This window comes from Streptomyces qinglanensis, from assembly GCF_900111245.1.
Taxonomy (GTDB): Bacteria; Actinomycetota; Actinomycetes; order Streptomycetales; family Streptomycetaceae; genus Streptomyces; species Streptomyces qinglanensis.
The window spans coordinates 20389-40337 of the sequence record NZ_FOGO01000002.1; the positions used below are offsets into that span (position 1 = coordinate 20389).

The 19949-nt window shown below is 66.8% G+C and carries 9 protein-coding genes; 1 reads left to right on the forward strand and 8 read right to left on the reverse strand.

Annotated features, from left to right (window positions below; all coding sequences use genetic code 11):
• Positions 1-3 precede the first annotated feature (3 nt).
• From dpdD to dpdE, 8 genes are read right to left on the reverse strand one after another with little or no spacing between them, the layout of a single operon-like run.
• Complete coding sequence (gene dpdD / locus BMX65_RS04390; protein WP_074998834.1) at positions 4-2037, reverse strand: protein DpdD; 2034 nt, start codon at positions 2035-2037, stop codon at positions 4-6.
• Positions 2034-2552: a phospholipase D-like domain-containing protein DpdK gene (gene dpdK, locus BMX65_RS04395; RefSeq protein ID WP_074998835.1), complete on the reverse strand. Its 519-nt coding sequence runs from the start codon at positions 2550-2552 to the stop codon at positions 2034-2036. The genes dpdD and dpdK overlap by 4 nt, the downstream gene beginning before the upstream one ends.
• Positions 2549-7051 (reverse strand): protein DpdJ, encoded by a 4503-nt coding sequence (gene dpdJ, locus BMX65_RS04400; protein ID WP_074998836.1) that lies wholly within the window; start codon positions 7049-7051, stop codon positions 2549-2551. Before dpdJ ends, dpdK begins: the two co-directional genes overlap by 4 nt.
• Positions 7048-7734 carry a hypothetical protein gene (locus BMX65_RS33280; protein ID WP_074998837.1) on the reverse strand — a complete coding sequence of 229 codons (687 nt, stop codon included), beginning with the start codon at positions 7732-7734 and terminating at the stop codon, positions 7048-7050. The genes dpdJ and BMX65_RS33280 overlap by 4 nt, the downstream gene beginning before the upstream one ends.
• A complete protein-coding gene (dpdH, locus tag BMX65_RS04410; RefSeq protein WP_074998838.1) occupies positions 7731-10823 on the reverse strand; it encodes a protein DpdH in 3093 nt (1030 codons plus the stop codon). The genes BMX65_RS33280 and dpdH overlap by 4 nt, the downstream gene beginning before the upstream one ends.
• Positions 10816-11748, reverse strand: coding sequence for a protein DpdG (dpdG, locus tag BMX65_RS04415; protein ID WP_074998839.1), 933 nt, complete (start codon positions 11746-11748; stop codon positions 10816-10818). The genes dpdH and dpdG overlap by 8 nt, the downstream gene beginning before the upstream one ends.
• Positions 11748-14345 (reverse strand): protein DpdF, encoded by a 2598-nt coding sequence (gene dpdF, locus BMX65_RS04420; RefSeq protein ID WP_239502151.1) that lies wholly within the window; start codon positions 14343-14345, stop codon positions 11748-11750. Before dpdF ends, dpdG begins: the two co-directional genes overlap by 1 nt.
• Positions 14338-17613: a protein DpdE gene (gene dpdE, locus BMX65_RS04425; RefSeq protein ID WP_079171692.1), complete on the reverse strand. Its 3276-nt coding sequence runs from the start codon at positions 17611-17613 to the stop codon at positions 14338-14340. Before dpdE ends, dpdF begins: the two co-directional genes overlap by 8 nt.
• Before the next feature lie 474 nt (positions 17614-18087).
• Between dpdE and BMX65_RS04430 the strand changes: the two genes are divergently transcribed.
• Complete coding sequence (locus BMX65_RS04430; protein ID WP_074998840.1) at positions 18088-18627, forward strand: VUT family protein; 540 nt, start codon at positions 18088-18090, stop codon at positions 18625-18627.
• Positions 18628-19949: the final 1322 nt, after the last annotated feature.

Genomic DNA, 19949 nt, shown 5'->3' on the forward strand with positions numbered 1-19949 from the left:
GGGTCAGCGGCTTCCCGCAGCAGAGCGCAGGCCGGTGACCGCCGCCCGCAGCATGGATGCCGAGCCGCTGCCGTCCGCATAGAAGATGTGCTGGGTACGCGCGTGCTGCGTGATGAAGCCGGTAGCCGCGTGCTTCGCACAGCGAGTCGCGATGACGACCAGGTCAGCGGAGCGAGCCTTCTGCCGGAGTTGCGCACTGCCGACGTGGTCGCTAGATCGGGCGGCGTCAACCCCGGGGGCCAGTTGCTTGATCTCTTCGAGGCAGCGCGTGAGCACGGCTTCGTCCAGGGAATACAGCAGCACCTTCATGGGCGGAAGGTCGGAGAGCGGCGACTCCTGGTCTCCGCCGGAGACAGCCCGCTCCTGCCAGGAGAACGGGATGTCCATTTCTCCGGAAAGACGCTTGGCGAACGCCAGGTCTGCTTCGTTGAGCCGTTGCTGGTGACGCCACAGCGGTTCCAGAAGGTCGTAGGCGAGCGTGGCGCGGGCCTGCTGGTCCGGGCAGGCGGCCAGGAGCAGCCGATCGACGAAGTCCAGTGCAATTGCGGCCCGTTCGGGGGAGACCCATCGGCTGCGATAGGCGCCGATCTCATCGAGCAGTTCTGCGTAGGTCTGTGCGGAGGGAGCGGCGCGCAGTGCGATCTCCGCCAGTGCCTGGAGCGCGGCGAGGTCGCCGGGGCCGAACCGGTCGAAGGCGACCGCGTTCCGGACGAACGCATGGGCCGTCAGGCCGGCAGGGGCCGCATATCCGACGGCTTCGATGAACGCCCCGACCGCCCGCCATGCCTCCTCAGCGGCCTGATTCTCCAAGCCGTCCAGCAGATTGGCCAGTACTGTGTCGTGGTCGGCTGGCGGGGGCCATGCGCTCCAACTGCGCTCCTCGATGGCTGCGGTACCCTCGCTGCTCCCCGCGGCTACGGCAGCGAGGAAGGCCGGCCAGGAGTCGACACTCTGCCCGGATTGCGGCGTGTCGTCTGCGGCAATTTGCGGCCCGGAATCCGTATCGGCGGCAGGGACTGCGGCTGCATCGTCTTCGGCCAGGATGCGCTGAGCGTCCTGCCAGAGCAGCGGGGGCAATGCGTCGACGCGGTCCTGCCCTTGTACAGCTTCCGCGAGACGACGCATGTGTGGGAGGTCATCGACGATGGTGGCCGCCAGCAAAAGCACGGAGAGGGCCGGGGTGCCGAGGTTGCCCCCAGCGGTGTTCAGCAAGTCGGAGACGATCCGTCCCTGCTCCTCCAGCCGTGCCCGCGCGGCCGGCAGATCGCCCTCCGCCAGGGGGCGTTCGAGCGCCGCGTACACGGCGTTCAAGATGGCTTCCCTGACCGGGAGGGGAAGGTCTTGCTGGACGACGTCGGCCAGTTCGGACAGCTGGAGGAGTTCCTCGCTGCGGCCGAGCCGGTCAAGCCGCTTGATCTTCAGATTGGCGAGGTTGGCCGCATTGATGCCCGCCGCTTCCAGATGGTCGAGGACCACGCTCGAGGCGGCCTCGGCTCCCGCGGAGAGGGAAGCGTCGAATTCGGCCAGGAGTCGGCCGATCGGCTTGGCCACCCGCCACATCCTGGGGGGACGGCGCGCCTGGGTCCTTTGCATCAATTCCAGGGCCCCGGCGAGGTTGCGGCGGTGCTCGAGGGTGCGCCCCGTCTCCAGACGGAACGTGGTCCGCTCGCCAGCGTAGTCCCGGATGGCCTGCTCGACGGGGTCGGCAGGGTCCAGCCATACGGGCTGGATGCCAACCTGCTCGTCATACGCGATGTAAGTGGGCCCGGCGAAGGCCCGGATCAACTCGGCTGTCTTGGCCCGTTCCCCGGGTTCCCGCGCGATGACATAGACAACGAAGCGGTCGCGGTCGGTATAGGCGCGCGGGAGCACGGCCGGGGCGTCGTCGCCTCGACGAAGGGCCTCGACGAAGGGCAGGGTGCGGTCCTTGAAGCGGTAATCCGGATCGAGGCCCGGCCAGACGCCATTTCCCGTGCCGAAGAAGCGTTGCAGGAAGAATTCGAGGGCCTCTTGCTGCTCATGCTGTATCTGCGTCACGAGCCACTCCTCCACCGTTGTGCCAGGTCCAGCCGTGCCTGGCCGGCGTCCGGCCCGCCCACCTTGTAGGTGACCAGTTCATCGTTCTTGGCCATTCCGCGCACCGTGTAGTTCATCGACCCGGTGAGGATCCACTCCTGCCCGCACAGGGTCTTCTCGTGGACGTCGGGATCGCGCTCGATGTGCACTCGCTCCACGCCGGGCGCGCTCATCCGCCGCAGGAAGGCATCGTTGTGCGGGTCCGGGCGCGTGATCACGTGCACGCAGGCGCCTGCGCCCGCGATGCGCAGGAGCGTGTCAGACAGCCGCCATCCGCTGGGCGGGACGTCGCCGAAGAAGGCGTCGTAGGTGCCGTGGCTGTTGTCGATCACCTGGATGTCGGTGATCCACGGCGAGACCAGCCACAGGTCGGTGCTCGGGTCGAGTACCTCGGCCATCAGCGCCGCGGACAGCGTCGAGTCGATGCGCAGCCCAGTGCGGGCGCTGGTGCGCACGGTTCTGGTCAGATCCTTCATTGGGTTGCCTCCCGCAACTCCACCCGTACACGTAGTTCGTCTCGATGCCTGGCGTAGCCGCGGACCTCGCCGTAGACGACCATGACGTCCCGGTGCACCGGCAGGGCCGGTACGCGGACCAGAGCCTTGGCCAGGGCGGACGAGGCGTCTGCGGGACAGATGAGGTCGGCGGCGCCCCTATCGGACATCGCCTTTTGATAGGCCAGGTCCCAGTCGCTGGCGGTGACGTCGACCTCGGGCAGCCGCTCGTTGTGAGCCGCGCGCACCAGGAGGCGATCCAGTACCGGCGTGTCCGCGTAGGGCTGGTAATGCTGGAGATCCTGTGTGCGGGCCTGTCGTCCTCGGGGCCAGAGCATGCTGAAGGCCTGGTCGGCCGTCAACTGTCTTGTTCCACCGGCGTGCAGTTGCTTGTCGCCGACAGCGAAGGCAATGACGTTCGCATCAACTTCCACACCGAGCCTCTGCTCCAATGTGCTCCACGCGTCCACCATGGCCAGGGCCTGCACATCGGTGTCAGAGTCGCTTCCGGGCCGGAGAAGGCGGGTGGACAGTGCTGATACCGCCGTGCGCCGGGGGCGGCCATCCAACTGCTCCCATGCGGAAAGCAGAATGTTCAGGGCCTCCTGGGCCGACTCGGCACCGTCGGCTGCGCGCAGGGCGCGCATGGCCTCTGCGGCATCTCCCTGAGGGTCGTCGGCCAGGTGACGCAGCAACCGGGTAAGGGTGGCATCTACGTACTCGTAGTCGCTGGGTGCGAACGCTCTGGTGACAAGCGCCCAGAAGCGCCGGGGGTCTGCTGCGTAGAAGCGCGCCAGGCTCTCGACGACGCCCAGGCCCCCCATGGAGGTCTCGCTGAGCCACACGACAGCCGGTTCACCGGGGCCAGCCCCTGGCATCACGTCGACAATCAAATCCCCGTCCTGGGCGTCGGGGCAGGCACGCTGCGCGGCGGCGAGGATCGCCGCGGCCACGGTGTCGCGATAGGCGCGCTGTGCCAGGTCCTCCGTGCGCTCGGCGACGTCCGGGGCGACGAGGTGTTCGGCCGCACGGTCCACGGCGGCGACAACCTGCGGGTCGCGCAGCAACTCCGTGAGCCCGTCGACCAGCCGAGCATTCTCGATTGCGTGGTCAGGGTCGTTGGTGTCGCGATAGAGGACGCTGAGGATGCGGGGCAGTTCCCCGGCCCATGCTCCGCCAGCGAGCGAGGCTCGAATCTCGGGGGCGGTCCGGGCTTGCTTGATGCCTTCGAGCGCGAAGGCGGTGAGGTAGACCTGGCCCAGCCACGCGCGCTGGAACTTGTTCGCGACGTCATCGAGGGCAGGGTCCTCGGCAAAGGTTTGCGAGAACGCCAGGGACCGCCATTGCGGTGACGACAGGTACTGCCTGACGGCGGGGTCTGCGGTATTCAGGGGCCGGAGCAGAATCTGCACGGCGTCGACTCCCAGCCGGAAGCCGAGCGCAGCCGGCTTGCCGTGCAACTCGTAATGGATCTTGCGGGTTTCGACTTCGCCGCGCTCGAGCGCCACCTGGCAGTCGGCGCCGAAGGTCATGCGTCGCATCTCGATGGGATTGCCGACGGCGTGCGTGCCGAAGCGGACGGCCTGCACGCGCTCGTGCCACAGCGAGGGGGTGGGAATGTCTGCCGGGGTCGGTGGCGCGTCCTGGGAGACGACGATCTGTGTGCCCCAGAGCGGGATCCCCTGCGACCGGTCGGAAATTTCCGGGTCCGGCTGCTCCAGGTTCAACTGGGTGGGCCGAAAGACCTGGAGTCCCGCCGGTGCGTGCCCCTCGGGATGCCAGGTGCCCTCGGGATCGGCATGCTGCACGATCTGGGGCAGTGGCAGCATGTCGCTGCCGGCGGGCGGTACCGGCAGCCATGTGCGGTGTTCGTCTCTGCGGTGTCCGAATCGTCGGCTGACGCGCCCTGGTACGGCCTCGCGCAGCGCTCGGGCGATGGGCAACTGCTCCAGCGTGTCGTGCGTGGTGAACGGCAGAAGCAGTTCGACCTCGGGCAGGTTCAGGGGCTCGAAGAGCGAGCGCGTGATGAATTCGGGAAGCAGCGTGCCTTCCTTGGCGCCCGGTTCAATGCGCTGGAACGACCAGTCACTATGCAGCCGACGCAGCGCGGTGGGAACGACCGACAGCAGCAGTGAGCGAGGCTGCTCCCACAACAAAGCCTGCACCTCGTCCGCGCTGATCTGCAGCGCCCTTACCAGGTGCTGGGCGAGTTCGTCCTGCAGGTCAGGCTTGTCGAGGATGGCCTGCAGCAGAGAGGTCAGCATGTTGTGGCCCGGCCGGTCCTCGTCGCGCACGGTATGGCTGGCGGGGGCTCTGAGTATCTTGCGAGGGTCGGCCCATAGTTTCTTCGAACGGAGCTTGCGGCCAGCCCAGTCCAGCAAGGACTGCGTGGCTTGGATCTTGAGGACGAAGCGGTTGCCGATGGGCAGGCTCCGGGCCGGCACCTGCGGCGCGAACAGGGTTTCGTATGCCTGGTAGGCGAGCCGGTCGCGGCCGTAGTCCGAGAGGGTGACCACCGTCATCGGCCGGGTGCCGCGCTCTCGACCGGCGCGGCCGCGCCGCTGGATGAACGAGGCTGCATCGCGGGGCGCTTTGTGCTGGAGGACCAGGCCTACGCGCGGATCGTTGAAGCCGACTTCCAGGGACGCCGTCGCTACGGTCAGGCTCGCGTTGTGATCGACTCCGACGTCCTGGGAGGAGGTCCGGCCGACATGCAAGTGATGGAGTTGCAAGGTGGGGTCGAGGTCATGACCGATCTTTTCGGCGATGTCCCAGGATTGACCATCGAGGTAGCGCGCAGCGTGCTCGTTGCGTTCAGAGGAGCGCAGGCCCGCAAGCACGGGCTTGCGGCCGTTGCGCCGGCCAGCCCGGTTCTGGCCGCCTTCCGCGTCGCGCAGGTCGTTGTAGAAGCGGTTGGTGACATCCAGGTCGTCGGTGAACAGGAAGGCGGTGGAGCCGTACAGGTATTGCCTCGTGTCCAGGTCGAGCATGCGGCCGTGGAGCATGGCCGTCTGGATCGAGGTGGACAGCAGGCTTGTTCCGGATACCGGGTCGCCGCGCAGTGCCAGGGCGTATTCGCGGCCTTCGGACTGCATGGCCTCTTCGGCCGGTTCAATCGGGTCGACGTCGCCCGGCCGCAGACCGACCAGTTGCGCAAAGAATTTGTCCGCGTCACGCAGGGTTGCCGACAGGCCGACGAACGTCATGGGGCGTCGGGCGGCCTCACGCCAGCGGCGCAGCAGCAGGGCCACCTGCGCGCCGTGCAGGCCGTTGTAGGTGTGCACCTCATCCAGCAGCACAAGGGAGGGGGCCGAGGGCGCGCCGCGCCAGCCGAGCAGCCACTCCAGATAGCTGTCACCACTGGAACGGTTCAGCATCTCCGTCGTGGTGAACAGCAGATCCGGCGGGTTCTTTTTGAGGGATTCCCGGGTGAGCGCAAGACGCCCGTCCTGCAGAGTGTATCCGCACCGAGTGCAGGTCAGCTGTTCACTGCCGCGCCTACGGTCCTCGTCGGTCCACAAGAGTTCCCCCGTGCCGCAGGTTGGGGTGGGGCAGGGGAGGAACGGGCACACCACGCCGTGGGGAGTGCGCTTCCAGGCGTTGGAGACGCCGGAGTTCGGTCCGAGTCTGCGGTCCCGGGCATTCCACGGGGTGTCTCCGTAGAGCGCGCCGACTCGGATGGGACGTCGCCTGCTTTGGCGCAGTGCTTGCTCGACATCGTCCACCGAGCGGATCGATTCTCGCAACTGGTCGCGCAAGAGTTCTTTGCGCGGATAGAGCGCCAGGGTGTGCACGCGCTTTGCCGTCCCAGGGTGCGCGTGCTGGGCCATCGCAGCAAACGCGGGCAGGTAGAACGCGAGTGTCTTACCGCTACCTGTACCGGCACCGACGATGATTCCCCAGGATCGCTCTGAGTTGAGGGACGTGAACACCGCCCGGGCAGCGTTCAGCTGGAAGCGCGCCAGTTTGCGGCCCTGCATTTGGGCGGCCGCGACGTGGCTTTGCACCTCCCCCCAGTGGGGCAGTTGGGCCAGCTCGCGCAGGGCATCGGATGCCGGGATATCCCGGTGCGGGTAACGTCGAGGTGCTACGTGCAGCCGGTAGTCGGCGACCAGTCGGCGCTGGTGCTGCCACCAGCCCGGCTGTTCCTCCTTCGCCCAACCGCCTCGGTCAAAGAGCTGCCGAAGACCGGTGGTGAGTCTGAGCGTCTCCGCCAGGCGGGTGCGATACCGCGGCGGTGACGTCACGGGAACCGGCACCTCGAACAGCAGGGCACGGAGCAGGAACTCCTCCAGCACGGCGTCGGCGGACATGCCCGTCGGGGCGGCCCCGTGTCTGTGCAGGAGATCGTCAATGGTCTCGATCACCTCGGCCCTGGAGAGGGCAGTCTCCGTTATTCCCCAGTTCAACAGGGGCAGTTCGTGATTCTCAAGGCGATTGAGAAGTTCGTTCGCGAAGCGAATGTCGAGTTGCTCGGTCACGCTCCGCTCCTCTGCAGAGTGATGTGGATGTCCATCTCGAACCGGCGCAGCAGCGCGATATCGCTGTCGGTGATGTCGCGGAGCGTGGGGCTGGGGCGCTTTTCCAGCACGTCCAGGAGATCCAGCAGTTCGCCAGGAGGATCGCTCTTGTCGTGCAGGGACTCCGCGAGAAGGGCGTACGTGCCAGTGAAGAGGGTGAGATCTGTCTTGGAAAGGTTCTTGGGGGCGATGGCCTGGCGAAGGTCCTTCTCCCGGGTGCGTGCAGCTTCGCGTTCCCCGCGCGACAGGATGGGGATGCGGGCCAGCGGAAGAGCAGCGACCTGTGCGGTGGCCCAGGTGGCCCATGCCTCGATGCTCTCTGCCTTGAGCCTGCTTGCGAACTCCTGCACCTTCTTCCTGGCCGTGTTGAAGACCGCGTCACTGGGCAGCCCGTTGAGGGCCTTGCGCTCGAAGGCAGAGCGCGCGGCGTCAATGCCGGACAGGTCAGGCTGGTGTGCCGCACCCAGGGCGGCCAGTGCGTGGCTCAACTCCACCTGAGTCCTGAGTTCGGCCAGGCCCGCCCGCAGTTCTCTCGAGCGGCTCAGTGCGCGGGCCGCCTCCTTTTCCCCTACGGCGCCCGCCGCGATCTGGCGGGCGCGGTTTTGCAGCTGTACGGCCTTGTCATACACGGACACGTTGGTCACCGCTCCTCACCGTCGTCTGTGGCGGACGGGACTGTGGTGAGTGCCTGCCACTCGGCACAGATTTGCCCCACGTCTTCTGCCGCACTGTCGCCTGCCGATCCGCTGGATCGTGACTGCGCGCTGGCCAGTGCGGCGTCCAGCCAGTCGTCGCTGGCCACGAGGAGTTGTTGAATCAGGATGAGCGAGTCGCCGCGGTCCTTGACCGCGGCAACCACGCTGGCCTTGTGCACCGTTGCGGAGTCGGAAGGAGTGTCGCCGGTCTTGGCCAGATCGTCTTCGAGCGCCGAGACAGCCTTCCAGTCCGCGTTCTTGGCGTCCTGCAGGAGCGCGTCGAATCGGCGTGTCTGCTCGGCCGTCAGCGGCAGCCCGACCTCGCGGGCCGCAGCAAGAGCGTCTCGGAGCGCTGCCATGGTCTGGACGCCGGTGGCACCTCGCGGCTGACGGCTGCGGATGGAGTCGAGCAACTCTGTGTGGCGGTGCAGCTGGCCCTGGACGAGGGTCTTCCAGGACGCGAACCCGGTGACCGCCGACCGCACCCACTTGGGAACATCCAACGCCTGAACATCCCAGTCCCACACGGAGGCGGCCTTCTCGAGCAAAGGCAGGACACGTGCGGCGTCAACCATGTTCACGCCGCCGATACCCTGGGCGATGCCGACGGCATGGCGCAGTTGCCGCACGAGATCGGGCCGCGCCTGGAGGTGTCCCTGGAGCAGGTCCATCCACTTTGGCCCACGGAGCCGTCCGTCCTCGCGCCGCCACTCTTGTCCTCCGTCGAGTGCTGCGGCCAGGAGTTGGGAGGGGGCCATTCCGGGCCAGGCCGTGCCCGCCAGCGCCGCACCGATCAGCGATGCGCGGAAACCCGCGACAAGGTGGTCGTCGGTGATCTCCATGTGGCGCTGCACCCGTGCGGTGAGATCTCGGCCGTGTTGTTCTGCCAGGAACGCCAGCCTGCGGATGTCCTCGGCACGTGCCGGGAACCCCCGTTCCGCTCTGAGGAGGCTGTCAAAGAACCAACTGTCCTTGGGGCGACGCGAGAAGGTGATGGGGGCGTCCTCGACGCCGACGAGGTTCTCCTTGGCTCCCTCGATGGATACGACGGTTGCCTTCGTCGGCCACGCGCCCCGACGCAGTTCGAGGCTGCCCACCTCGCGCATCAACGGTGCATTCCACTGATAGCGCTGCGAGACGGCGGTGGAGACAACTGTGCGGATCCGGTTCGCGGTGGAGGTATCCAGGCCGCCTTCGAGAGTTACCCAGTCATCCACGGTCTCCAGCATGCGCTGCAGTTCTCCGGGCAGCGCGTCGCGTCGGTTGCTGGCGCCCGTATCGGGCCTTCGCTCGCAGTCGTCGGCCGGTTTTGAGTCGGGATCAGCCGCGGGACGGCGTTGTGCTGTTTCGCCGCCCAGAGGCTCCAGAGAGAATGCCTCCAGGATGGTGGGGTGGAGGTCGGTGGCCCGCTCGGGAGCATCTCCCCAGAACTCGAGGACGAGGTTGCGTCGCTCTGCAGAGACGGGGTCATGCTCGGCTACGTAGCCGAGCACGTCACGGCTGACGGGCCGGTCGAGTTTCGTGGGCCGGAAGCGTTGCCGAAAGGCGGGATCGGGGAACTCGCCCTGCTTAAGGGCCGTGGCGTGTTCGACCAGGATCGGTCGCACGACGCTTCCCAGTACGGCACGGGGGTTGAAGGTCCAGGGCTTGTGCTGATCTGCCGTTGAGTGGACCGCCCGGATGAGAGAGGACTCGTTGAACGGGTACAGCCCGAAGCCTTCGTCGGTTGCCCCGAATGCTGCGTGGCATTCGGCGCGAAATGAACAGCTCAGGCATTTGTTGGGGACCTCGCTGTTGTGCGCGCGCTCGAGTTCGTCGCGTCCAACTCGCCCGGCGTTCAGATACCGGCCGACGAATGAGGCGATCTCGGTGCGTCCCGTTTCCTCGGGACTGAAGGGCACGTCTAGGTGGTAGACGTAGCCCGTGCCGGCTTGGATACGGGTCAGGGCGGTCTCGTCCAGGGACTGGAAGTAGCCGGTCGTCACAGCCATGAGGGTGCGGATAGGCGCGAGATTCGTCTTGCCGTCGCGGTTGGCTGCCTCTACGACGGCATCCAAGAGGTCGCGCTGGACCCCTTGGATGAGAGCGAAGTCCTCGATGAGAAGAACGATCTCCTTGCCCTGGCGGTGATACTCCTCGCGCACCTGGGTCATCGCATCGAGGAGCCGACCCGCTCCCAGGTTCGCGGCGCTCTTGATGGCCGCTTCTAGGTGCTTGTTGAGCAGGTCGACGGCGATGCCTTGCAGGTCGCCGCGGGTGCTAATGGTGCCGAGCAGGCGTTGGGCCATGCCGGAGGCGGATTGGATGTCGCGGATGTCTAGGGGCAGGTCGCTCACGCTGAAGCCCTCGGGACGGTCCGCTTTGCCGTCCCTGCGGTTGTGGATGAGTTGGTGGGCCAACTCGGGCACGAAGTTGCCCGGTGCGAGCAATTCTGCCCGAACATGAGGGTCGAGGAGTATCGCTGCCAGCTTGCCCGGGCCGACGAGCATGCGGGCCAGGGGGCGGGATTCCGAGTGGGGAGGGGTGGCCTCCAGCGCCTCGCTCAACTCATTGAGGATGCGGCGTGACAGGGCCTCCTCGTCGATGCCCTCGGTGAATCTGTCGATGTCGTCCTTGAGTTGCGCCAACTCGCTGCTGTCAGCCTCGGCGATGAGCGTACTGACGACAGCCTTGAGACTGGTCTTGGACTTCTCGAGGTAGATGACCTCGCGCTGATTTGAGCCCTCCTCCATCACAGCCAACTCTTCGCGCACCCACCGGACAAGATGCGACTTGCCCGAGCCGGAGTCGCCGACGACGGGCATGAGCAGGGCGCCGCTGTCTGCACGGAGTGCCATGAACTCCGTGAGGACGGCCCGCTCCCCGATCGGGTCGCCCTCGATGGCGATCTCTCTCCCGTCCGTGATCCGGGCGCGCTTGATCCGCAGCGGTGCGTGCGTGGCAAGGAAGACGGCTCTGGAAGGGCTGACCGCCTCGGTGTTGATGGTGGAGGCCGCCACTGCCGGGTCCCAGCAGAGCGTTCCGCGGAAGTCAGCCATCGGTGGGCTCCAGGATCGTGATGTCGCTGATGGGACGGGGGCTTCCGGGCCGTTCGGGATCGTGCAGCAGGAGGATTCTCCGGGCGTCGTCGTCCTGCTCGAGTCGCAGCCACTTCTCGTCGTGACCGCGCAGCAAGGCAAAGGAAAGCGCAGTGCCGGCCACGCTGTCACCTGGGTTGGGGAGCCCTACGGCCAGCGAGTGTGCGCCGCCGGGCAGGACGGGCAGGTGTTCTCGCAGCATCTGCAGGGCCTCGACGGCATTCACACGTTGGCCCGACTGCCACAGTTCGAGCACGGATTGCCTGACGGCCAGCGTGCAGTCCGTCATGAGCGGGCCGCGGCCGTCAGTGCGAAAGACAGGTGCGGCGGCCAGCCCAAGAGCGGTGGCCCAGTATCCGAACCGGGGCCAGCGGGTGTCGTTGGGGAAGAGGGGAAGCACCTCGTCCTTCAGTAGTTTGCGGTCCTTGCCGTCCTCCTGATCCAGGAGTTGCTGTGCGGCGACCCAGTCGATCGGTCGTTCCATGGGATCGTGCATGAGGAACCAGGCCAGCGCACGGGTCAGGTCTTTGGGCCCTGTCGCGTCGTTGTCGACGCCCAGGTTCTTGTTGTAATCCGCTTTGAGGACGGCGCGACGCAGGATGCGGGTGTACGTCTCCAGATCATCGCTGCCGGTCAGATCTCTGGCCGGTTCGGTCAGCGACAGCTCTTGCTGACCGGTACTGACCTGAACCAACCCCAGGGCCTGGAGGGATGCCACGGCACAGTCGAAGGGATGCCTGGTCGAGGTGTCCTCTGTCCGCAGGGACGGGGGACTGACCAGCGCCCGTGCCTCCTCCATCACAATGCTCTTGCCCCAATTGGTCAGCAGGCGCACGAGTGCCCATGTTTGGGAGGGGATGGCTGCGTCGACGTTCAAGAGAGTCATCAGAGTTCCTCCAGGGCACGGCGGATCGACAGGTTCGCCGGGTGGACATCGACGAGAGGGGTATCTCGCCGTTCTGGATGCTGCATGCCTCGGGGGTGGATCAGGTAGGTCGGTGTATCCCAGGCGAAGCGTTGAGTGATCTGCGGCCCCGGATGATCTGTGAACGGATCGGTCATCCAGATGACAGGGCCGGCCCAGCCCGAGAGGAGGGCGCCGTCGTCGTCGTAGATCACCGTGCGGGTGCGTGCTGTCACCCGGAGTTGGCTTCTGAGGCGGCCGTCCAGACCCGGTCCTCCGACGACGCTGATCCTGCGGCGGACCAGGCTGTCCACCAGGCGTGCCGCCAGTGCCTGGTCGCTGGCGTCTTCCCACCACAGGCTCAGGCAATGCCGTTCCCCGAAGTACGGCGTCAAGGGCAGGTGCCCGGGCGCCCCCGGGGTCGGCAGCAGCGGACGCGGTTCCCCGGCGAGCCGGTAGAACCCTGCGGGAAGGAGTTCGGCGGTGGCCCGACAGTGCGGGCAGCCCCGGCAGGTGACCCCGGTGCGGCGGTAACCCTCGCCGTGTGCGATTCGGTAATACGCTCCCAGTACTTCGCCGACGCACTGATCACGTCGCAGGGTGGCCTTCAGTTCGCGAAGGGCCGACTTCGCCCCATCCAGCAGCTTTTGACGCTCAGCCTTGAACCGGTTGGCAAATTGCTCGGGGTTCCTCGCGTCGGAATCGAGGAGTTGCACGTCTGCGTAGCCGTCGGCGCTGGCGTAGAACAAATCAAGGCGCGCCCTCCAGGACGCATGTGATTCGCCCTCGCGGATGGCGGGCTCTTGTGGAGGATGGACGGCCAGGACCCCCGATCGCATCATGAGATTCAGGATCCGGATGTTCCATTGTCGGTTGCGTTCAAAGCCCTCGTTCATGTCGGGGGGGTAGGAATCGAGACTCACACGGTGACGCTCCTGGACGGTCTCTCGGTTGTGGAACATTGCCTCCCACCGCTGCCATGCGCGCGGGGCGCCGATGACCACCTCATCGCTCATCCGGTCGGCGATGGCCTCGTCCTTGCGCGTGGTGGCCAGGTAGGCGAGGGAAGGGCTTCCATTGCGTCCGGCCCGGCCCACTTCCTGGTAGTAGCGGTCCACTGTTTCCGGCAGACAGGCGTGCACCACCGTCTTGACGTCGTCGAGATCCACCCCCAGGCCGAAGGCGGAGGTGCCCACCACGATGTCGTATCGCGTCGGCGCATCGCCTTCCGTGGTCCTGCCGGTCCATCCCTCCAGGGCATCGCGCCGCTGCAGTTCGCTGGACTCACCCGTGACGCTGGCTACGCGGCCAAGACCGTGGCTGCGGAGTCGGCCCGCCCACTCTTGCGCGTCGATGACTTTGGTCGTGTAGAGAATCATCGGCTTCGGCAGGTACGAGACGGCCTCCACAACGGCGGCCTGGCGGTCTTCCTCGTTCGGGAAGATATCGAGGTAGTAGCTCGGCTCGTGACGGAGTTGGGAGGCCCACACGATCTCCGCCTGCTGCGGCGAAGCGAACAGGGTGTCGAGTGTCTGCACCTGCTGGCCCGTGAGTGTCGCGCTCATCGCCACGGTCGCCGGTTGCCGGCCTTCTGGCGCCTTGCTGAGCCACATTCGGCGGTGTGTGGACATCGTCTGGAACTCGGTGCGGAAACTGTTGCCCCACTGCTCGACCAGATGGGCTTCGTCGATCACGAAGTAGTTGAACAACCCCGCCTCGGCTGCGTCCTCCAGGGGACCTTTCAGGCTTTTCACCAGAGCCTCGGGCGAGGTGAACACCAGCCGCTGGCGACCTGCGGAGATGTCCTCCCGCATAAGCCGTCGGTCTTCTTCGGGCAGTCCGCTGGTGTAGGCGTACCGGCGGGTGGGGCTGTGCGGCCCGTGCTCGTCTAGGATTTCCAAGGCGCGCCGCTCCAGGTCGGCTGCGAGAACACTTGTGGGTACCACGACGACCGATACGCCCCTGCTCTTGCTGGCCAGGAGCACGGGCGCCATTGCTACGGCGGTCTTCCCGTGCCCTGTGGGGAGGCAGATAATCGTGGTGCTTCCCGGCTCGGCGAGCGCGACAGCCCTGGCGGCCTGCCGCTGGCCGGCCGAGACGTAGTGGCTGTGGTCGTCACCGAGGGCGGTGGTGAAGAACGGGTCGGCCTGGTAGGAGTCCAGCATGCGGCGGTGCGGTGAGTCCTCACCGAGATGGATCTGCCGAAGGTCTTCTTGCGCTGCCTGGCGGGAAACTGCGTCCGGCACGGGCGGGTGCCACGGCAGCGCGTTCACCCACACGTTGGTGCCGCCATCAATTATCGCCGTCTGACAGCGCATCTCCTCCCATTGCTCTCGCGTAGGCAGCCACGGGAGCAGCGGAATCGTGAAGCCGGAGGTGTTCTCTCGCGCTTGAGCCTCGAGCAAGATCTGCCGGGTGAGCGAGGCCAGGTCCCGCCACCCGCCGGGGTCGCCGGTCAGAGCGTCACGGAGCCTGCGCAACGTCCCTTTCGCCTCGGGAACCTCCGGGAGTTGCTGAATGCCTCGGTGCTGGGAGAGGTGGTCGAAGAGCGTCTTGGCACCGGTCCAGTTGTCAGTCACTGCGAGGGATCCTCCTGAGCCCCTGCTTCACCAGGCATGTCGCCGCCACGAGGCGGACCGTCGGGTTGCTCAGTCCCTGCACCAGCGCGTCGGTGATGGCGACATCCAGCAGGTAATTCTCCTTCTCTCCCAGCAGCCGGCCAGCTGCCTGGCGAGCTTCGGCCTGGGCCCTCGCCACGGACAGGCGCTGGCGTCCCTGCTCCTGGGCCACGGCGCACCTGTCGGCCAAGTTTGTTACCCGCTTTAGTTCTGCGCGAGCCACTGCCTCGGCACCCCGCGCGGATGCGGCGTAGCGCGCCTGCCCGTCGAACAGATTCATCAACTCGTGGATGTTCTTGGAGTTGTAGTTGTGATCCGTGGCGCGGTAGGGAGCCTGTAGCCACCTTCGGATGTCCCCGTCCGCCAGGGCCTCAGATGCTCCGGCTGGTACCCACACCTTCAGTGTGAAGGGCGGGAGGAGCCGCTCGGCCTGGCGCCGCAACGCCGATTCAGCGTCCCGGGACTGCTGAACGAGCGGCAGCGTCAGCGTGAGCGCCGAAGAGATATCGGCTTCGACGAGGTAGTCAAAGCCGAAATAGGGCTCCGGCTCCCCTCGGTGTGCCACCTCCGCGCGCCAGAAGGCCGTGGCCTGACCGCGGTCGTCGCACCAGACCACACTGGCGAGCGTGTCGACCAGCCGGTTTCCGATGCGGAACAGCCGGGTGCCCGGAGCCTTGAGTGCCTGCGAGCGACTGCACGTACCCCTGGCCATCTCCTTCGTGAGGTTCGCGCGGTCATAGAGGTGGGGGGAGATAAGGGGGCGTGACTTCAGGTCGAAGACCTCGCACATTACATCGTCGATCTTGCGCACGGTGTGGCGGAGCTTGATTCCGTCCGAACTGTCCCGCCCGGTGTAGCCGAGCAGGTCGTTGCGGGTGGCGGCCCAGTCGGCGTCAAAGGTGGCCAGCCGTTCGGCGAAGTCGATGTCGTGCGGCGATGTGTCGAAGATCGACTCCAGGGTGTCCATGCTGTCGATCTCGCGCCGGGCCCGGTCGAGTTGCTCCTGCACCGCCTCGGCGAAGCCCGGCAGGCCTTCCGGCCCGTGCTCGAGGGCCTGGGCCCAGACAACGGCGAGGCCCTCGGCGATGGCGTCCTGCAGCGTGGACACCGATCCGTCGAAGATGCGGTACCCGCCGGTGAGCAGCGACAGCCACTCGTCGCTGTGGGCTTCGGCGTCCGTGAGTACGTACTGGCGGGGTGCCTGGCGCTGCTCGTTGGATTCGACGTATCGGTCGGTGCGGCCCAGGCGCTGCTCCAACTGGTTGGGCGACCACGGCAGTCGCACGTGGACCACGGACCGGGCTGCCTGGAGGTTCAGGCCGTCCTCCGCAGAGTCGTCGGCGATAAGAACGGCAGCGCTTACGACGGGTTTTCGCCACGACGAAGTCGCCGTTTCAGACGCGTCGGGGCCTGCGCCGCGGGTGTGCTCGAAGAAGCTCACCTTGGGAAAGCGGGATCGCAGGCGGGCGGTGAGCGTCGAGGCGAGGGATCCGGGGCCGCAGAAGACAGCGATGCGTCCCCCTTTGCGCAGGGCGGGAAGAAGGGCGTCGATGAGTTCGTCGACTTCCCGGGCTCCCTCTCCCGCGCTTGCTGACTCGAGGTTCTCCAGAGTTGCGGCCTCGTGCGGCGCCACGGGCACGCTGGAGAGGTATTTCCGCTCCCGGGCGTTGAGCCCGGCACGCTCAGCGGCGCCTTGGTCGCGGCGCACCCGCCATCGCAGGGCGTCCAGATAGTCGGCGGACGAGCCACCGAGACGGGAGGCGAGCACAGCAAGGGCCAGCGCGTAGTCGATGCGCCGGTTCTCCAGTCCCTCGTCGAGGAGATGGCCCCACAGTTGGGTCTGCCACGCCAGGAGGCTGTCGGCGGCCGGGGAGTAGGACTGGGCGGTCAGCTTCTCCGGTTCGGCGCGGCCGCGGACCTCGTAGGGGACGGCTGCCGAGTCGTCATTCTGTCGCAGGACGTTCGACCTGCGGTTTCTGATCACCCGGCGGTGCAGCCGGTACGTCTCGCTGATGTGCGCCCGAAGAGCGGTCACCCGAGCCTCAAGATCCGGCATCCTCGCCTCGTCGCGGAGGCCCTCGTACTCGTCCAGCAACTCGAGTACGTCAGCCGCGAGGTGCGTGAAGCGGGAGTCCTCCGGGGGCAGCAGTTCCTTGATCATTTCGATCGTGGACGGCAGCAGAGGGTGGAACTCCGCGTCGAGGCTGAGAACGTGGTTCGCCAACTCGGCCCGGTGTTGGTAGCGCCGTGCGAACTCCTCCCGCTCGCTCCACTTGTAGACGTCTGGATCGAGCAGGTGCAGTAGCCCCAGGTGCGTGGTGTGGCTGGAGGTGACGGGTGTGGCGGAGAGCAGGAGGAGCCTTGACGCGGAATGTGCGAGATCCCGCAGTGCGCGATAGATGGGGTCGGTGTCATCGCGGTCCTGCACCAGTTGGTGGGCTTCGTCTACCACGACGAGATCACTGCCGTGATACTGCTCCCACAGGTCGGGAGAGTGGTGGGAGATGATCTTTATGCGCCTGGGGAAGTCATCGGTGAAGAACTTTGTGCGCAGTTCGGTCACCCACTGCCGGCGCAGGGCATCAGGGACGAGGAACGTGACGCGCGCTTGCGGATTGTCGATCAGGGTCTGCAGCGCCACGTACGAGGCTTCGATCGTCTTGCCGAGTCCGACTTCGTCGGCGAGGAGATACCGCTGGACGGGGTCGGAGAGCACGGTCAACGCGGCGCGGACCTGGTGCGGGTAGATCTCGGCGGCGGCCGCTAGGAGAGCGGGGGTGCTGGCGCTGGCCGCGCGCTGAGCAATCAGGTTGTGCACCATGGGGAGGCGGGCATTGTACAGGTGCCCGGATTCGTTGCCGCCGGACACGAGGACCTCAAGAGGGTTGCGCACCGGCTTGTTCCAGCGGACCCGGAGCTCGGTTTCGGGGACCGGCATGTCGTAGTCGGCGTTGGGGAACCGGACGAAGTATCCGCCGGGGGCCGTGGCCAGGATGCGGCCGGCCATCCACTCACCGGTGCTCGGATTGTGCCGAAATGTCCGCGTCTGGGCCGCCAGTCGTACCCGTCTGCAGGCCGACGCGGGGACGGTCTGGGACTCGATTGTGGGCTCGGCCGTGGACTCGAAAAAGTCCACGCGCAGCGAGCCGTCGGTGATCGCTCCCACCCGTCCGATTCCAGGGCCTCCCCGGAACTCGACGAGGTGTCCAACTGCGAAGCCCGAAGACATCAACTGGTCGCCCCCCACCTGCTCGCATGACAGCGCTAACGAGCCTAAACGGAGGTACTGACAACGGCGCTGAAGATAGCGAATATGAATTCGCATATATATTCGAGAGTGGCTGAGAGCTGTCAGTAGTCCTGCGCTCGCCACACGACAGACCGCTCTAAGATCACTCAAAGTGGGTGAGGTAGAGGTGTAGGTGCGTATGGGCCAGCAGATGACGATGGCTCATTCTCGTCCCGTGGGCGTGGCTGGTCCGCACGAGCGCAGCCGGGCCCGAGACGCCCAGTCGGCCCCTCTGCAAGGTGCCGATCGAGACGATTCCGTCCGTCCCGTCGGAGCCGGAACAAGAAGCGCATGATCTGCAGTTATTCCGACCACCCCGCCAGCGTCAGTGGCATGAGTTGTACTGTCTGGACGCCGTCCGCCTCGTTCCGCTCAGCGCAGGCGGGCCGGGTTCCTGTCACACCAAGAAGGAAAATGATCGTGGACGTCCCCGCTCCTGCCGGAATCGCGACGCTCGTCGCCTACATCGCCACCATCCCGGCCGCCAACCTGGCCGTCACTCACATCGGCGCCCTGCCTGTCGGCTTCGGCTATGAAGCCCCGGCCGGCGTCTACATGGTGGGCCTGGCCCTGGTGCTGCGCGACCTCGCCCGTGAGGCCGCGGGCCGCCGTGCGATCCTCGCAGCGATCGCCCTCGGCACTGTCGTCTCCTACTTCCTGGCCGACCCGGCCCTGGCCTTCGCGTCGGCCGCCGCATTCGCCGTCGCGGAGACGATGGACTTCGCCGTCTACGAGCCGCTCCGCACACGAGGGCTCCTTGTAGCCATGCTCGCCTCGAACGCAGTGGGGCTAGTCGCCGACAGTCTGATCTTCCTCAGGATGGCATTCGGCTCCTTCGGCTTCCTGCAAGGGCAGATCCTCGGAAAGGCGTGGATGACGCTCGGGGCCGTAGCGGTCCTCGCCTTCCTACGCCGCCGGAAGCTCACCGCCGCAGGAGCCCTGCCCCCCGCATAAGGCTGCAAGATCGGCAACTCCAGGCGGTTCGCTGTCTTTTGACTATGAAGGATCATATGCCTCTCGATCTTCGACGTCACCCGCCGCCAGCCCGAGCCACGTGCACCGCCTGCACCACCACCTGGCCCCTGCCCACCGGCTCCGCCAACGGCGGAGCCACCGCGGCCGCATCGACGGCGATCCCCTCGGCCGCGAGTTCGGCCAGCCCTCCCGCGTCACCGTCAACCGCGCCGGCCGCTCCCGTTCAGCCTCCAGTCGGGCCGTCAACGCCGCGATCTCCTCCTCGAGTTCTGCCGCCCGGGAGTGCACCGCCGCCTGCCGTGCCTCCAGTTCCCCGATCAACGAGCCCATCCGGCACCGGCTCCTCTACCTGCACGGTAGGACACCACCACCCCACCACACCCCTGACCAGCAAAACCCCAGCTCACTCCTCCCCGGAAAGGAACCGCACCCGTCCTCTTCGGCCCCGAGGGAGCTTGACCATGCCGGGATGGGTCGTCGTGGCAGACGGCGATGGCCCAGTGGTCTGTCTGGCGGTGATCAGAGTGTCCGGCGCCAGCGAGGTGCGGTCACCTCAGAAGCGGGCGTGGGAGTGCATCGCTGATACATGCTTGGGAGCCACATAGGAGCCGGGCCGCTCCCCGGGGCCGCCCTGGGCAGTCCTGCACCAACCGAGGCCAAGTCTGTGACCTGGGGAAACGCAATCGGCGCCAGCAGTGTCAGGACCCGTCCCTCATTCGGGACGAAGAGGTCGTGGGTTCAAATCCCGCCACCCCGACAGAGGAAACACCAGTTCAGGGGCCTGATCCGCGGGAGCGGGTCGGGCCCCTGAGTGGTTGTGGGGGCCGTTTCGGGCGCCATTTGGGAGCCGAACTCGGGGCACGGATCCCCGCAGCACGCGGGGAGCGTCAGGCATGGCCATGACCACGGCGGGGGTCTGGCGGTATAGGAACCGGCCTCGGTCTCGGGGCCGGCGGCGCCGTCCGTGCTTACCGATCCCGCCTCATCGTCCCCGTGAGCCTGACCGCCGTGGGCCTTGGCGACCGCCTTGCGCAAGTGGGCGGCGACCAGGCTGGGGCTATCGGAGATCACGACGACCACCGGCCCGGCCCCAAGCAGCCCGTCCGGGCTTATGCAGAGAAGGGGGCGACGGGCGGTGGGCCGCATGCGTCAGACGAGGTCGGACAGGGGGACGCCGATCCGCCCGGCGGACCCACCGTCGTCACCGGCCGGATGACGCGGGGTGACCCAGTACACCGGGTCCGGCAGATTCAGTCGGGAACGGTCGCTGAAATGGTGCGGAAGCAGGGGTGCCTCCGTGG

What these genes read in the sequence shown, in the direction of transcription:
- dpdK (WP_074998835.1), bottom strand. Translation starts at nt 2,552, where the DNA reads ATGAAGGATCTGACCAGAACCGTGCGCACCAGCGCCCGCACTGGGCTG.
- dpdH (WP_074998838.1), bottom strand. Translation starts at nt 10,823, where the DNA reads ATGGCTGACTTCCGCGGAACGCTCTGCTGGGACCCGGCAGTGGCGGCC.
- dpdG (WP_074998839.1), bottom strand. Translation starts at nt 11,748, where the DNA reads ATGACTCTCTTGAACGTCGACGCAGCCATCCCCTCCCAAACATGGGCA.
- dpdE (WP_079171692.1), bottom strand. Translation starts at nt 17,613, where the DNA reads ATGTCTTCGGGCTTCGCAGTTGGACACCTCGTCGAGTTCCGGGGAGGC.
- BMX65_RS04430 (WP_074998840.1), top strand. Translation starts at nt 18,088, where the DNA reads ATGATCGTGGACGTCCCCGCTCCTGCCGGAATCGCGACGCTCGTCGCC.